Genomic DNA, 15,948 nt, shown 5'->3' with positions numbered 1-15,948 from the left:
TTGACAGACGGGCAAATGACGCTCTCGGCGGAAAATGCTTATAATGCCCAGCGTTTTTTTCCGCTTTTACCTGCTGCGTGGGCCGGCCCCTGATGTCCGTGAATGCCCTGACGCCTAATTCATTCCTTTCTCTGGAAATCCAAAAGCCTTGATTCGTCTGCTGAAGTTTTTCGGGTGGTCCATCGTCGCGGTGTTCTGCGGGCTCCTCCTCGCCCTCTCCGGTGCGTTTCTCTATCTTAGTCCCGGCTTGCCGTCGGTTGAGGCCCTGAGAAGCATCCAGTTGCAGATTCCCCTGCGGGTGTACAGCAGCGACGGCAAACTGATCGCTGAATTCGGTGAAATGCGCCGTACCCCCATACGTTTCGCCGACATTCCGCCCAACTTCATCAATGCGTTACTAAGTGCTGAAGACGACAACTTCGCTAACCATTACGGGGTTGACCCCAGCAGCCTGATGCGTGCCGCAACCCAGCTGGTCAAGAGCGGACACATCCAGTCCGGCGGCAGTACCATCACCATGCAAGTGGCGAAGAACTTCTTCCTGACCAGCGAGCGCAGCTTCTCGCGCAAGACCACCGAGATCCTCCTGGCTCTGCAGATCGAACGGCAGCTGACCAAGGACGAGATCCTCGAGCTGTACGTCAACAAGATCTACCTGGGCAACCGTGCCTACGGGATCGAGGCAGCGGCCCAGGTGTATTACGGCAAGTCCATCCGTGACGTGAGCCTGGCGCAGATGGCGATGATCGCCGGCCTGCCCAAGGCGCCTTCGCGCTTCAACCCCCTGGCCAACCCGGCACGCAGCAAGGAACGTCGCGACTGGATCCTGGGGCGCATGTACAAGCTCGGCAAGATCACCGAAGCGGCCTATACCGAGGCAATCAACGAACCGTTGAACGCCAGCTATCACGTACCGACTCCGGAAGTGAACGCCCCGTACATCGCCGAGATGGCCCGGGCCGAAATGGTCGGCCGCTATGGCAGCGATGCCTACACCGAAGGTTTCCGGGTCACCACCACGGTGCCCAGCGATCTGCAGGAAATGGCCAACACCGCGGTCCATGAAGGCCTGATGACCTACGACCAGCGCCACGGCTATCGCGGCCCGGAATCGCGCCTGCCAGGCAAGACCCAGGCGGCCTGGGCCAGCGAACTGACCAAGCAGCGGACCATCAGCGGCCTGGAACCGGCGATCGTCACCCTGGTAGAGAAGAATGGCCTCCAGGTGCTGACCCGCAACGGCGAAGAACATGTGGCCTGGGACAGCATGAAATGGGCCCGGCCGTTCCTCAATACCAACAGCATGGGCCCGGTCCCGCGCCAACCGGCGGACGTGGCCCAGGTCGGCGACCTGATCCGCGTGCAGCGCCAGGCGGACAACTCGCTGAAGTTCAGCCAGATCCCGGTCGCCCAGGGCGCCCTGGTGACGCTGGACCCGCAGAACGGTGCGATCCGCGCCCTGGTGGGCGGCTTCGCCTTCGAGCAGAGCAACTACAACCGTGCGATGCAGGCCAAGCGCCAGCCCGGCTCCAGCTTCAAGCCGTTCATCTATAGCGCCGCCCTGGATAACGGCTACACCCCGGCCAGCCTGGTGAACGACGCACCTATCGTGTTCGTCGACGAATACCTGGACAAGGTCTGGCGCCCGAAGAACGACACCAACACCTTCCTCGGCCCGATCCGCATGCGCGAGGCGCTGTACAAGTCGCGCAACCTGGTGTCGATCCGCCTGCTGCAGAGCATGGGCGTGGACCGCACCATCGACTACATCAGCAAGTTCGGCTTCAACAAGCAGGACCTGCCGCGCAACCTGTCCCTGGCCCTGGGTACCGCAACCCTGACGCCGATGGAAATCGCCACCGGCTGGAGCACCTTTGCCAACGGCGGCTACAAGATCACCCCGTACATCATCGACAAGATCGAAAGCCGCAACGGCGAGCTGCTGTTCAGCGCCAACCCGCCAAGCGCCCCCACCGGCAATACGGCCACCAGCGGCATCGCCGCCCCTGAGCACAACTTCACGATCAACAACGTGGCCGGTGAAACCTCAGCTCCGGCAGCGACGCAAGCCCCGGCGGTTGCCGAGCGGATCATCGATGGCCGTACCACCTACATCCTCAACAGCATGCTCCAGGACGTGATCAAGCTGGGTACCGGACGCCGCGCACTGGCCTTGGGCCGTACCGACCTGGCGGGCAAGACCGGTACCACCAACGAGTCCAAGGATGCCTGGTTCTCCGGCTACAACGCCGACTACGTGACCACCGTATGGACCGGTTTCGACCAGCCGGAAAGCCTCGGGCGCCGCGAATACGGCGGCACCGTGGCACTGCCGATCTGGATGAGCTTCATGGGCGCCGCCCTCAAGGACAAGCCGCCACACACCCAGCCAGAGCCAGAAGGCATTCTCAGCCTGCGGGTAGACCCGGTCAGCGGCCGCGCCGCCACACCCGGCACGCCCAATGCCTACTTCGAACTGTTCAAGAGCGAAGACACTCCGCCCTCGGTCAATGAACTGGGCAATGGCGCCGTACCAGGCAGCCCGCTGCCGGCGGACGAAGCGGCGCCGATCGATCTGTTCTAGCGCCAGGGGAGCCGCGAACGCGGCAACCTTCGCCGGCTTGCCCGCTCCTACAGCGGGCAAGCGCCCACAAAAAAGCCCCGGCTCTCGCGAGCCGGGGCTTTTTGCATGACGCTACGAACGCTTAACCGTTGAACACATCATCCACGCTCTTGAGCGGGTAGTTCTTCGGGTACGGCAGGGTAGCCACGCCGGTCTCGATGGCGGCCTTGGCCACGGCATCGGAGATCACGGTGATCAGGCGGGCATCCATTGGCTTGGGAATGATGTACTCACGGCCGAATTCCAGCTTGATGCCACCGTAGGCGTCGCACACTTCCTGAGGAACCGGCAGCTTGGCCAGGTCACGCAGGGCGTTGGCCGCGGCGATCTTCATTTCTTCGTTGATGCGCTTGGCGCGTACGTCCAGGGCACCACGGAAGATGAACGGGAAGCCCAGGACGTTGTTCACCTGGTTCGGGTAGTCCGAACGGCCGGTAGCCATGATCACGTCGTCGCGGGTGGCGTGCGCCAGTTCCGGGGCGATTTCCGGATCAGGGTTGGAGCAGGCGAACACGATCGGGTTCGGCGCCATGGATTTCAGGCCTTCAGCACTCAGCAGGTTCGGGCCGGACAGACCGACGAACACGTCGGCGCCTTGCAGGGCGTCGGCCAGGGTGCGCTTGTCAGTGGCGTGGGCGAACACCGCCTTGTACTGGTTCAGGTCATCGCGGCCGGAGTGGATCACGCCGGTACGGTCGACCATGAAGATGTTTTCGATCTGTGCACCCATGCTCACCAGCAACTTCATGCAGGAGATGGCGGCAGCACCGGCACCCAGGCAGACGATCTTGGCGTCGGCCAGGGTTTTGCCAGCGATTTCCAGGGCGTTGATCATGCCGGCGGCGGTAACGATCGCGGTGCCGTGCTGGTCATCGTGGAACACCGGAATGTCGCACTGCTCGATCAGAGCGCGCTCGATCTCAAAGCACTCGGGTGCCTTGATGTCTTCCAGGTTGATGCCACCGAAGGTGATGGAAATGCGCTTGACGGTGTCGATGAAAGCCTGCGGGCTTTCGGAGTCGACTTCGATGTCGAATACATCGATGCCGGCGAAACGCTTGAACAGCACGCCCTTGCCTTCCATCACTGGCTTGGAGGCCAGTGGGCCGAGGTTACCCAGGCCGAGAATCGCGGTGCCATCGGAAATGACGGCAACCAGGTTGCCTTTGCCGGTGTACTTGTAGGCCAGTTCCGGATCGCGAGCGATTTCGCGTACCGGCTCGGCTACGCCGGGGCTGTAGGCCAACGCCAGATCACGAGCGGTAGCAGTGGCCTTGGTGAGCTCGACACTCAGCTTTCCTGGACGAGGATTGGCATGGTATTCGAGAGCGGCAGTTTTCAAATCAGACATGTGGGCATTCCGCTTTTTGCTGTTGGACAGACGGACCGCCGAGGATACTCGTGTCGCATAGTCCCCACAAGACTGCCCAGTCACCCCTGTCAAGGCCCCTAGCGTACGACTTTGGGCCAAGAGCCGCGGGGTACAAGGCTTTCAACTGTTCACAATCTATTAAAAAAATGTCTACAATTTTTCTTTATCAGATAAGTCTGAGCATGGAAGGGTCAGTCACGGACAACATCCAGCGTGGATGTGCAGATTGCCGGCCAGGCTGACGCGAGCGATCGACAACCCAGCCGCGAGCCTCGATCCGGCGCCCCGAAAGGCCACTGAGCAGCCGGCGATCGAAGCGCCGCAGGACATTGGGTGCAATGCGCAATACAACCTGCCCCTGCAATGTGATCCAAAGACCACCGCGATTGCGCTGCACCCTGCTCACTCGCCCTTCGAACAGGGCAAAGCCCGCGCGATGGATCTGCTGCGCCTTGAGTACAGGTGAACGTCGCCAAAGCCCCAGCCCGGCTCGGCGCGCATGGTTCTCGGCAGCCTTCTGGCAGCTCGCCAGGGCGACGTTTGGCAGCACGGCAATCCGATAGGCCAAGCCTTCCGCGATCAACCGGGCTTCGAAGTTGATACCAGTGACGCCATAGACATGGGCCAGGACACGACCGTAACGATCCTGCCTTTCACGCCCCGGCAGCAGGCCGACCCGCCCACCACTCTGTGCCACCAGTTGTCGCAGGCGCTGCCGCGCCGCCTCGGCAAAGGGCTCGGCAGGGCGCCCCTTGCCCGCCAGCTCCGGGGCATTGAGGCCGATCATGCGCAACCTGCGGCCATCCTTGAGGTGCAGGGTGTCGCCGTCCACCACCCGGAGCACCGTTGCCGGCAACAGCCCCTTGGGCGCCGGGCAAAACGCCTCGGCCGCTGTCAGCCAAATCGCGCCCACAAAAAAGGCGCCCACTAGGGACGCCTTTTTCATCAGCGAGGAAAGTCGGTATCGGCTTTCCAGAACGATCAGCCTCAGGCCTTCTTCGTTGCGCCGAAAGCACCGAAGCGCGACTTGAACTTGTCGACACGACCGCCAACGTCCAGAGTCTTTTGCTTGCCGGTGTAGAACGGGTGGCACTCGTTGCACACGTCCAGGCTCAGAGGCTTGGCCAGGGTGGAGCGAGTTTCGATGACGTTACCGCAGCTGCAGGTAGCGGTAATGGCTTCGTATACTGGATGGATATCGGCTTTCATGGTGTATTCCTCAGGCTAGCGTGCCGCCACCCAACACTATTGTTGAATACCGCACGAATTAGGGCGCGAATTCTACCAGACCGCGTCAAACGCGCAAGCGATCCTGAGTGCAGCCCATCAGAAAAAGCCGGTGCAACCTTGACAGCCCAGGCTTTGCCACCTCCTGAACTTAAAAACCGGCTCCATGCCCGGGCAGACCCCGCAGGTACAGGGGCCACGCACGCTTATACAGGACACTCCACCGCTGCTCTGTTAGGCTCCGGGGCCTATTTACCCTCTGCTCAACGAGATTGTCCCGCGTGCCCGACGCCATCCTGCGCCTCGCCCTGCCCTCGCCCCTGCGCCGCCTGTTCGACTACCGTGCTCCGGCCGGGGTGCTGCGTGCCCAGTTGCACCCCGGCATGCGCCTGCGGGTGCCATTCGGCCGCCGGGAAATGATCGGCATCCTGGTGGAGGTGGCAGATCACAGCGAGGTCCCGGCGGAAAAACTCAAGCCGGCCCTGGCCCTGCTGGATCCCACGCCTCCGCTACCGCCGGCCCTGTTCAAGCTGTGCCTGTGGACCGCCCAGTACTACCAGCACAGCCTGGGAGACACCCTGAGCTGGGCATTGCCAGTGCTGTTGCGCCAGGGCGAGCTGGCCGAGGCCCGCCAGGAACGCTTCTGGTCGATCGCCCCCGGGGCCCGGCTCGACGACCCGCGCATCGCTCGCGCCCCACGCCAGCGCGAAGCCCTGGCAACCCTGGCCCAGCACCCACACGGCGTGCCCCATACCCTGCTGAGCAAGTTGATGCTGAGCAAGGACAGCCTCGACCTGCTGCTGGCCAAGGACCTGGTGCAGGTGGAGGTGCGCAAGCACGCGCCGGGCGTGCGCCACGAACACTGGCTGGCCCAGCCCGAACTGCCGCTCAACAGCGAGCAGCGCGCCGCCTATGAAGCCATCCGCGCCGGGTTCGACAGCTATCACGCGTTTCTCCTGGCCGGGGTCACCGGCAGCGGCAAGACCGAGGTCTACCTGCAACTGATCCGCGAAACCCTGGAAGCCGGCAAGCAGGCCCTGGTGCTGATTCCGGAGATCAACCTCGGCCCGCAGACCCTGGCGCGCTTCGAGCAACGCTTCAACGCCCGCATCGCCCTGCTGCACTCGGCGGTCAATGACCGCGAACGCCTGGACGCCTGGCTGGCTGCCCGGGACGGCGAGGCCGACATCATCATCGGCACCCGCTCGGCCCTGTTCACGCCGATGAAGAACCCTGGCCTGATCATCATCGATGAGGAGCACGACGGGTCCTATAAACAGCAGGAAGGCCTGCGTTACCACGCCCGCGACCTGGCTTTGGTGCGTGCGCGCCAGGAAAACATTCCCATCGTCCTGGGCTCGGCCACGCCGTCCCTGGAAAGCCTGCACAACGCCTACACCGGCCGCTACGGCCTGCTGCGCCTGAACGAGCGGGCTGGCGGCGCCAAGCAGCCGCGTTTCCTGCGCCTGGACGTGAAGAGCCGCCCGCTGGACAGCGGCATTTCCGGCCCCATGCAGCAAGCCATCGGCCAGACCCTGGCCGCCGGCCAGCAGGTCCTGGTGTTCCTCAACCGCCGCGGCTTCGCCCCGACCCTGCTCTGCCACGACTGCGGCTGGATGTCCGAATGCCAGCGCTGCGACGCCCGCATGACCGTGCACCAGCGTTCCGGCGAGCTGCGCTGCCACCACTGCGGCCATGTGGAGCGGGTTCCGCGCCATTGCCCGCAATGCGGCAAGGTCGACCTGCGCCCCGTGGGCGCCGGCACCGAGCGGGCGGAAGAGCGCCTGGGCATCTTGTTTCCCGACTACCCGGTGCTGCGGGTGGACCGCGACAGCACCTCGCGCAAGGATGCAATGAACCAGCTGTTCGCCACTATCCAGAAAGGCCAGCCGTGCATCCTCGTGGGCACCCAGATGCTGGCCAAGGGTCATCACTTTCCCCGGGTGACCCTGGTGTCGATCCTCGATGCCGATGGCGGCCTGTTCTCCGGCGACTTCCGCGCCAGCGAGCGCATGGCGCAACTGATCGTCCAGGTCGCCGGGCGGGCTGGCCGGGCCGAAGAGCCGGGCAAGGTGATCATCCAGACCCACCTCGCCGACCACCCGTTGCTGGTGCAGTTGACCGAGCAGGGCTACTTCGCCTTCGCCGAACAGGCCCTGAGCGAGCGCCGCGCCGCCGGCCTGCCACCTTTCGCCCACCTGGCGCTGCTGCGGGCCGAAGCCCACAAACCGGGCCAGGCCGAGGGGTTCCTCGATGAAGCCTGCAGCGAGGCCGAGCGCCTGCTGGCGGAACAGAACCTGGGGGGCATCGAACTATTGGGCCCGGTGCCGGCTCCGATGGAGCGGCGCGCCGGACGTTATCGCGCGCAATTGCTGCTGCAGGCCAATGCCCGAGCGCCCTTGCATCGTTTGCTCAGCAGTTGGCTGCTGGTGCTGGAACAGATGCCCAGCGGGCGGCAGGTCCGCTGGTCGCTGGATGTGGATCCCGTGGATCTGTATTGATCGAGGTCGTGCTTTCGCGGGCAAGCCCGCTCCTACAATGGGCAGCATCAAACCCGCAAGAGCCGGCTTGCCGGCGAAGGCAATCGAATGCCGCCATCGATCCCCAAGCAGTCCTCTATAGTTGGCAAGCCCGTTCCAGCAACGGATAATGCCCAGTTTTTCCACCTGCGCACCGAAGCGCCGCCGCACCAGCGGTCGAAAGAGAAGACCATGAAAGACACCATTCGCCAGCTCATCCAGCAAGCCATCACCCAACTCGTCACCGAAGGTGTGTTGCCAGAAGGCCTGACGCCGGCGATCCAGGTCGAAAACACCCGCGACAAGACCCACGGCGACTTCGCCAGCAACATCGCCATGATGCTGGCCAAGCCGGCCGGCATGAAGCCACGCGACCTGGCGGAGAAAATCATCGCCGCCCTGCCGGCCCATGAAGACCTGAGCAAGGCGGAAATCGCCGGCCCCGGCTTCATCAACTTCTTCCAGAACACCCAGGCCCTGGCCGCGCGCCTGGACGCTGCTCTTGGCGACGACCACCTGGGCGTACGCAAGGCCGGCCCGGCGCAGCGCACCGTGATCGACATGTCGGCGCCCAACCTGGCCAAGGAAATGCACGTTGGCCACCTGCGCTCCACCATCATTGGCGACGGCGTGGCCCGGGTCCTGGAGTTCCTCGGCGACACCGTGATTCGCCAGAACCACGTGGGCGACTGGGGCACCCAGTTCGGAATGCTGATGGCCTACCTGGAAGAAAACCCCATCACCAGTGACGAGCTGTCGGACCTGGAGAACTTCTACCGCGCCGCCAAGCAGCGCTTCGACGAGTCCGAAGCCTTCGCCGACCGCGCCCGCGGCCTGGTGGTCAAGCTGCAGGCCGGCGACCCGGACTGCCTGGAGCTGTGGACCAAGTTCAAGGACATCTCCCTGTCCCACTGCCAGAAGATCTACGAGCTGCTCAACGTCAAGCTGACCATGGCCGACGTGATGGGCGAGAGCGCCTACAACGACGACCTGATCAACGTGGTCAACGACCTCAAGGCCCAGGGCCTGCTGGTGGAGAGCAACGGCGCCCAGTGCGTGTTCCTCGACGAGTTCAAGAACGCCGAAGGCGAGCCGCTGCCGGTGATCATCGTCAAGGCTGACGGCGGCTACCTGTACGCCACCACCGACCTGGCGGCCGTGCGCTACCGCAGCGGCAAGCTCAAGGCCGATCGCGCCCTGTACTTCGTCGACCAGCGCCAGGCCCTGCACTTCCAGCAAGTGTTCGCCGTGGCCCGCAAGGCCGGTTTCGTGACCCATCCGATGGAAATGGAGCACATGGGCTTCGGCACCATGAACGGCGCCGACGGCCGTCCGTTCAAGACCCGCGACGGCGGCACCGTGAAGCTCATCGACCTGCTGACCGAAGCCGAAGAACGTGCCTACGCCCTGGTGAAGGAAAAGAACCCGCAACTGCCGGAAGCCGACCTGCGCAGCATCGCCAAGGTGGTGGGCATCGACTCGGTGAAGTACGCCGACCTGTCCAAGCACCGCACCAGCGACTACAGCTTCAACTTCGACCTGATGCTCAACTTCGAAGGCAACACCGCGCCGTACCTGCTGTACGCCTACACCCGCGCCGCCGGTGTGTTCCGCAAGCTGGGCAAGGACTTCAGCGAAGTCGGCGGGCAGATCGAACTGCACGCGGCCCAGGAACTGGAGCTGGCGGCCAAGCTGGCGCAGTTCGGCGAGATTCTCAACAACGTCGCCGAGAAGGGCACGCCACACATCCTCTGCACCTACCTGTACGACGTGGCCGGGCTGTTCTCCAGCTTCTATGAAAACTGCCCGATCCTGGCAGCCGAGACGCCGACCCAGATGCACAGCCGTCTGCGCCTCACCGAGCTGACCCGGCGCACCCTCAAGCAAGGTCTGGAACTGCTGGGCCTCAAAGTCCTGGAGCAAATGTAAGTTGGCTGCCAAGAAAAAACCTGCACCCAAGCGTGGCGCCAGCCGTTACCAGGCCCCGGCCAAGAAGCCGATTCCGGGCTGGTTGTGGCTGGCCATCGGCCTGACCATCGGTGCCTTCATCGTGTTCCTGATGAAGCTCGAGCCCGGCAAGGGCGGCGACAGCGTCAAGCGCGAGAAGATCGAACAGCAGAAAGCCACCAAGATCGCCGAGGCCAACAAGACCCCGCCGAGCCCCCAGCAACCGGTGAAGCCGAAATACGACTTCTACACCCTGTTGCCGGAATCGGAGGTCATCGTGCCGCCGGAAGCGGTGCCGGAAAAAACCCTGCCGACGCCACAGGTGCCACCTGTGCCCACCACCCCGGTAACCCCGGCGGAAGCGGCCAAGATCGACACCGCCCGTGCCCAGGCAGCCCTGGCCGGGATCACCCCGCCACCAGCGCCACCCGTGGCCAAGGCGGCGCCGGTGACCAAGTTCTTCCTCCAGGCCGGTTCGTTCCGCAAGGAAGCCGATGCCGACAAGGTCCGGGCGCAGATCATCCTGCTGGGCCAGTCGGTCTCGGTGGAATCCGGCACGGTGAAGGATGAAACCTGGTACCGGGTATTGGTAGGCCCGTTCAGCAACCGCGAACAGCTGACCGTGGCGCAGAAACAACTGGCCGGCGCCGGCTTCAGCAACCTGCTGTTACAACAGCGCCAGAGCCGCTAAGCCGACCGCTACGCGATTGATCGCGGGCAAGCCCACTCCTACATGGCCCCCCGTAGGAGCGGGCCTGCCCGCGAAGCGCTTGCAGCATGCAACAATGACCGCCGGTCCCTCGCTGCAGCCTCCGGTTGAAAAACGCCCGACCACCCCCATATGAGTTTCCATCAGGGCACTTTCGCCCCGCTGTGTGGAGACTCCCCCCTTGACCACCATCGTTTCAGTCCGCCGCCACGGCAAAGTCGTCATGGGCGGCGACGGCCAGGTTTCTCTCGGCAACACCGTGATGAAAGGCAACGCGAAAAAAGTCCGCCGCCTCTATCACGGCCAGGTCATCGCCGGCTTTGCCGGGGCCACCGCCGACGCCTTCACCCTGTTCGAGCGCTTTGAAGGCCAACTGGAGAAACACCAGGGCCATCTGGTCCGTGCCGCCGTAGAGCTGGCCAAGGAATGGCGCACCGATCGCTCCCTGAGCCGCCTGGAAGCCATGCTGGCCGTGGCCAACAAGGATGCGTCCTTGATCATCACCGGCAATGGCGACGTGGTTGAACCCGAGGACGGGCTGATCGCCATGGGTTCCGGTGGCGCCTACGCCCAGGCCGCTGCCAGCGCCCTGCTGAAAAAGACCGACCTGTCGGCCCGTGAAATCGTCGAGACCGCACTCGGCATCGCCGGCGACATCTGTGTATTCACCAACCACACTCAAACCATCGAGGAGCAGGATCTCGCGGAATAAGCCTGTTGCGGCGCTTGCGCCACGGCATTCATTCTTGCTTGAGGACCGCCAACTACTATGTCCATGACACCCCGCGAAATCGTCCACGAACTCAATCGCCATATCATCGGCCAGGACGATGCCAAGCGCGCCGTCGCTATCGCCCTGCGCAACCGCTGGCGCCGCATGCAACTGCCGGCCGAGCTGCGCGTTGAAGTGACCCCCAAGAACATCCTGATGATCGGCCCGACCGGCGTCGGCAAGACCGAGATCGCCCGCCGCCTGGCCAAGCTGGCCAATGCGCCCTTCATCAAGGTCGAGGCCACCAAGTTCACCGAAGTCGGCTATGTGGGCCGCGACGTTGAATCCATCATCCGCGACCTGGCCGACGCGGCGATCAAGATGTTCCGCGAACAGGAAATGATCCGGGTTCGCCATCGCGCCGAAGACGCCGCCGAAGAACGCATCCTCGATGCCCTGCTGCCCCAGGCACGCACCGGTTTCAACAGCGACGACGCGGCTCCGGCCCAGGACTCCAATACCCGCCAGCTGTTCCGCAAGCGCCTGCGCGAAGGCCAGCTGGATGACAAGGAAATCGAGATCGAAGTGGCGGAAGCTGCAGGCGTCGACATTTCCGCGCCACCGGGCATGGAAGAAATGACCAACCAGCTGCAGAGCCTGTTCGCCAACATGGGCAAGGGCAAGCGCAAGAACCGCAAGCTCAAGGTCAAGGAAGCGCTGAAACTGGTACGCGACGAAGAAGCCAGCCGCCTGGTCAACGACGAAGAACTCAAGGCCAAGGCCCTGGAAGCCGTCGAGCAGCACGGCATCGTGTTCATCGACGAGATCGACAAGGTGGCCAAACGCGGCAACGCCGGCGGTGTGGACGTCTCCCGCGAGGGCGTGCAGCGTGACCTGCTGCCGCTGATCGAAGGCTGCACCGTCAACACCAAGCTGGGCATGGTCAAGACCGACCACATCCTGTTCATTGCCTCCGGTGCCTTCCACCTGAGCAAGCCCAGCGACCTGGTACCGGAGCTGCAAGGCCGTCTGCCGATCCGCGTGGAACTCAAGGCGCTGTCGCCGCAAGACTTCGAGCGCATCCTCAGCGAGCCGCACGCTTCGCTGACCGAGCAATATCGCGAGCTGCTGAAGACCGAAGGCCTGAACATCGAGTTCCTGCCCGAAGGCATCAAGCGCCTGGCGGAAATCGCCTGGCAGGTCAACGAGAAGACCGAGAACATCGGTGCCCGTCGCCTGCACACCCTGCTCGAGCGCCTGCTGGAAGAGGTGTCGTTCAGTGCCGGTGACCTGGCCAGCGCCCACAGCGAAGAGCCGATCCGCATCGACGCCGCCTACGTCAACAGCCACCTGGGCGAATTGGCGCAGAACGAAGACCTTTCCCGTTATATCCTGTAAACCTTCGCCACCCATGCAGGGACTGGCTTGCCAGCGATAGGGCCTCCCCCGATCGCCGGCAAGCCGGCTCCTGCCGGAAGGACTACAGGTCATGAGCAAACTTCCCACCGGTATCAACCTGCACAAAGCCTCGAAAACCCTGACCCTGACTTACGGGCCGGACGAGGTCTATCACCTGCCTGCAGAACTCCTGCGGGTGCATTCTCCCTCCGCCGAGGTCCAGGGCCACGGCAAACCCATCCTGCAATTCGGCAAGCTCGGCGTCGGTCTGACCAAGGTTGAACCGGCGGGCCAGTACGCACTGAAATTGACCTTCGACGACGGTCATGACAGCGGATTGTTCACCTGGGACTACCTCTACCAACTGGCGCTGCGCCAGGACGAGCTGTGGAACGACTATCTGGCGGAGCTCAAGGCTGCCGGAAAATCCCGCGATCCGAACGAGTCCATCGTCAAGCTGATGCTCTAGCTCAAGGCTCCGATGGTTTAGAGGGCATTTTCTAATTTCATCTGTTTGAATGCTTGGCTGTATGGCCAATGAATGGCCTGCTTGCGGAAAAAATTAAACTCGGGTAACCAATGGAGCTGGCAAGTTCCCTGCAGAGCTTTCGGAACAAAAAGCAGCGGTGCGCAATCAACGGTCACCCGAGCAGTAGTACCTGGCATCGTGCTGTGTGACTGCACAGCAGGTCCGGTACTCGTCTCAGGACAATGGAGCGTCGTAGATGAGTAACAAGAATAACGATGACCTGAAACGCCAAGCCTCGGAAAACACCCTGGGGCTCAATCCGGTCATTGGCTTGCGTAGAAAGGACCTGCTTACTTCCGCTCGAATGGTGCTTGCCCAGGCCATCAAACAACCCATCCACAGCGTCAAGCACGTCGCCCATTTCGGCATCGAACTTAAGAACGTGATGTTCGGCAAATCCACCCTGCAGCCGGAGAGCGACGACCGTCGCTTCAACGACCCCGCGTGGAGCCAGAACCCGTTGTACAAACGCTACCTGCAAACCTACCTGGCGTGGCGCAAGGAGCTCCACGACTGGATCGACGACAGCAGCCTGTCCGAGCAGGACATCAGCCGCGGCCACTTCGTGATCAACCTGATGACCGAAGCCATGGCCCCGACCAACAGCGCGGCCAACCCCGCAGCGGTAAAGCGCTTCTTCGAAACCGGCGGCAAGAGCCTGCTGGACGGCCTGTCCCATCTGGCCAAGGACCTGGTGCACAACGGCGGCATGCCCAGCCAGGTCAACATGGACGCCTTCGAAGTGGGCAAGAACCTGGGCACCAGTGAAGGCGCGGTGGTGTTTCGCAATGACGTGCTGGAGCTGATCCAGTACCGGCCGATCACCGAGCAGGTGCATGAGCGCCCGCTGCTGGTGGTGCCACCGCAGATCAACAAGTTCTATGTCTTCGACCTCAGCCCGGACAAGAGCCTGGCGCGCTTCTGCCTGCGCAACAACGTGCAGACCTTTATCGTCAGCTGGCGCAACCCCACCAAGGCCCAGCGCGAATGGGGCCTGTCCACCTACATCGAAGCCCTGAAAGAAGCGGTCGACGTAGTGACCGCGATCACCGGCAGCAAGGACGTGAACATGCTCGGTGCCTGCTCCGGCGGCATCACCTGCACCGCGCTGCTGGGCCACTACGCGGCGCTGGGGCAGAAGAAGGTCAACGCCCTGACCCTGCTGGTCAGCGTACTCGACACCACCCTGGACACCCAGGTAGCGCTGTTCGTCGACGAGCAGACCCTGGAAGCGGCCAAGCGCCACTCCTATCAGGCCGGAGTCCTGGAAGGCCGCGACATGGCCAAGGTGTTCGCCTGGATGCGCCCCAACGACCTGATCTGGAACTACTGGGTCAACAACTACCTGCTGGGCAACGAGCCGCCGGTGTTCGACATCCTGTTCTGGAACAACGACACCACCCGCCTGCCCGCCGCCTTCCACGGCGACCTGATCGAAATGTTCAAGAACAACCCGCTGGTGCGCGCCAATGCACTGGAAGTGTGCGGCACGCCGATCGACCTCAAGCAGGTGACCGCCGATATCTTCTCCCTGGCCGGCACCAACGACCACATCACCCCGTGGAAGTCCTGCTACAAGTCGGCGCAGCTGTTTGGCGGCAACGTCGAGTTCGTGCTCTCCAGCAGCGGCCATATCCAGAGCATCCTCAACCCGCCTGGCAACCCCAAGGCGCGCTACATGACCAGCACCGACATTCCGGCCTGCCCCGACCAGTGGCAGGAAAACTCGATCAAGCACACCGATTCCTGGTGGCTGCATTGGCAGGCCTGGCAGGCGGAACGCTCAGGTGACCTGAAGCCGGCGCCCACCAGCCTGGGTAACAAGAAGTTCGCAGCCGCCGAGGCGGCGCCCGGGACCTACGTCCACGAGCGCTGAGCCCCGGCCATCGACACGGCGGCGCCAGGAGGCTCCGCCAAGCCCTATTCTTGACAAGAGGCTCGGCCTCAGGAAATCCGCAGGACGCCCGGGATGGCGGCTGCGACGGTTTAATTCACAGGGCTACGGCATGCCACACTCATTCATATTCCGCACCGTCGACCTGGATGGCCAGACCATCCGCACCGCGGTACGCCCAGGCAAGCCGCACTTGACGCCGCTGCTGATCTTCAACGGCATCGGCGCCAACCTGGAGCTGGTGTTTCCCTTTGTCCAGGCCCTGGATCCGGACCTCGAGGTGATCGCCTTCGATGTCCCCGGTGTCGGCGGCTCCTCCACGCCGAGCCGGCCCTACCGCTTTCCCGGGCTGGCCAAGCTGACCGCGCGGATGCTCGACTACCTGGACTACGGCCAGGTCAATGCAGTGGGTGTGTCCTGGGGCGGCGCGCTGGCCCAGCAGTTCGCCTACGACTACCCCGAGCGCTGCAAGAAGCTGGTGCTGGCCGCCACCGCGGCCGGGGCGTTCATGGTCCCGGGCAAACCCAAGGTGCTGTGGATGATGGCCAGTCCACGGCGCTACGTGCAGCCCTCCCATGTGATGCGCATCGCGCCGCTGATCTATGGCGGCTCCTTCCGCCGCGACCCGAGCCTGGCAGCGGAACACGCAGCCAAGGTGCGCTCGGCCGGCAAGCTCGGCTACTACTGGCAGCTATTCGCGGGCCTGGGCTGGACCAGCATTCACTGGCTGCACAAGATCCATCAGCCGACCCTGGTGCTGGCCGGCGATGACGACCCGCTGATTCCCCTGATCAACATGCGCATGCTGGCCTGGCGCATACCCAATGCCCAGTTGCACATCATCGATGATGGCCACCTGTTCCTGATCACCCGGGCCGAGGCCGTCGCCCCGATCATCATGAAGTTCCTCCAGGAAGAACGCCAAAGGGCGGTGATGCACCCGCATCCCGAACCTGTGCGCCCTACCAAGTAAAAGATACCTGTCGACAGGATCGTCGCGCGCAAGAAGGGCCAGGAC

General features: G+C 63.4%; 12 protein-coding genes. 9 read left to right on the top strand and 3 right to left on the bottom strand.

The features are described 5' to 3' along the window. Positions 1–148 precede the first annotated feature (148 nt). A complete protein-coding gene (locus tag KI242_RS02290; protein ID WP_011058818.1) occupies positions 149–2,584 on the top strand; it encodes a penicillin-binding protein 1A in 2,436 nt (811 codons plus the stop codon). A 121-nt stretch (positions 2,585–2,705) separates the two neighbouring features. Here KI242_RS02290 and KI242_RS02285 read toward each other — a convergent pair whose 3' ends face one another. The 3 genes from KI242_RS02285 to rpmE form a co-directional block, all read right to left on the bottom strand. Continuing rightward, a complete protein-coding gene (locus KI242_RS02285; RefSeq protein WP_011058817.1) occupies positions 2,706–3,974 on the bottom strand; it encodes a malic enzyme-like NAD(P)-binding protein in 1,269 nt (422 codons plus the stop codon). A 187-nt stretch (positions 3,975–4,161) separates the two neighbouring features. Then, positions 4,162–4,941 carry a thermonuclease family protein gene (locus tag KI242_RS02280; protein ID WP_093407043.1) on the bottom strand — a complete coding sequence of 260 codons (780 nt, stop codon included), beginning with the start codon at positions 4,939–4,941 and terminating at the stop codon, positions 4,162–4,164. A gap of 41 nt (positions 4,942–4,982) precedes the next feature. Further along, entirely contained in the window at positions 4,983–5,204 is a 222-nt protein-coding gene (gene rpmE, locus KI242_RS02275) for a 50S ribosomal protein L31 (protein WP_011058815.1), read from the bottom strand. A 299-nt stretch (positions 5,205–5,503) separates the two neighbouring features. On the opposite strand from rpmE, the gene KI242_RS02270 reads away from it, so the two are divergent. The 8 genes from KI242_RS02270 to phaZ all read left to right on the top strand — a co-directional run bounded on the left by KI242_RS02270 (position 5,504) and on the right by phaZ (position 15,903). Further along, positions 5,504–7,723, top strand: a complete 2,220-nt coding sequence (locus tag KI242_RS02270) for a primosomal protein N' (protein WP_011058814.1) — start codon at positions 5,504–5,506, stop codon at positions 7,721–7,723. Positions 7,724–7,933: 210 nt separating this feature from the next. Continuing rightward, on the top strand, positions 7,934–9,670 hold the full coding sequence (argS, locus tag KI242_RS02265) for an arginine--tRNA ligase (protein WP_011058813.1): 1,737 nt from the start codon (positions 7,934–7,936) through the stop codon (positions 9,668–9,670). Between the two features lies 1 nt (position 9,671). Beyond that, positions 9,672–10,379, top strand: a complete 708-nt coding sequence (locus KI242_RS02260) for an SPOR domain-containing protein (protein ID WP_011058812.1) — start codon at positions 9,672–9,674, stop codon at positions 10,377–10,379. Between the two features lie 199 nt (positions 10,380–10,578). Beyond that, a complete protein-coding gene (gene hslV / locus KI242_RS02255) occupies positions 10,579–11,109 on the top strand; it encodes an ATP-dependent protease subunit HslV (protein ID WP_003186641.1) in 531 nt (176 codons plus the stop codon). Between the two features lie 57 nt (positions 11,110–11,166). Next, positions 11,167–12,507: an ATP-dependent protease ATPase subunit HslU gene (gene hslU / locus KI242_RS02250; protein WP_011058811.1), complete on the top strand. Its 1,341-nt coding sequence runs from the start codon at positions 11,167–11,169 to the stop codon at positions 12,505–12,507. 91 nt (positions 12,508–12,598) lie between these two features. Further along, on the top strand, positions 12,599–12,976 hold the full coding sequence (locus tag KI242_RS02245; protein ID WP_011058810.1) for a DUF971 domain-containing protein: 378 nt from the start codon (positions 12,599–12,601) through the stop codon (positions 12,974–12,976). Positions 12,977–13,232: 256 nt separating this feature from the next. Beyond that, positions 13,233–14,912 (top strand): class II poly(R)-hydroxyalkanoic acid synthase, encoded by a 1,680-nt coding sequence (gene phaC, locus KI242_RS02240; RefSeq protein ID WP_015633859.1) that lies wholly within the window; start codon positions 13,233–13,235, stop codon positions 14,910–14,912. A 130-nt stretch (positions 14,913–15,042) separates the two neighbouring features. Continuing rightward, a complete protein-coding gene (gene phaZ, locus KI242_RS02235; RefSeq protein ID WP_011058808.1) occupies positions 15,043–15,903 on the top strand; it encodes a poly(3-hydroxyalkanoate) depolymerase in 861 nt (286 codons plus the stop codon). Positions 15,904–15,948: the final 45 nt, after the last annotated feature.

The sequence above is a fragment of the Pseudomonas sp. Eqa60 genome (assembly GCF_018326405.1).
GTDB classification, from domain to species: Bacteria; Pseudomonadota; Gammaproteobacteria; order Pseudomonadales; family Pseudomonadaceae; genus Aquipseudomonas; species Aquipseudomonas protegens.
This window is presented reverse-complemented; position numbering and strand designations above follow the sequence as displayed.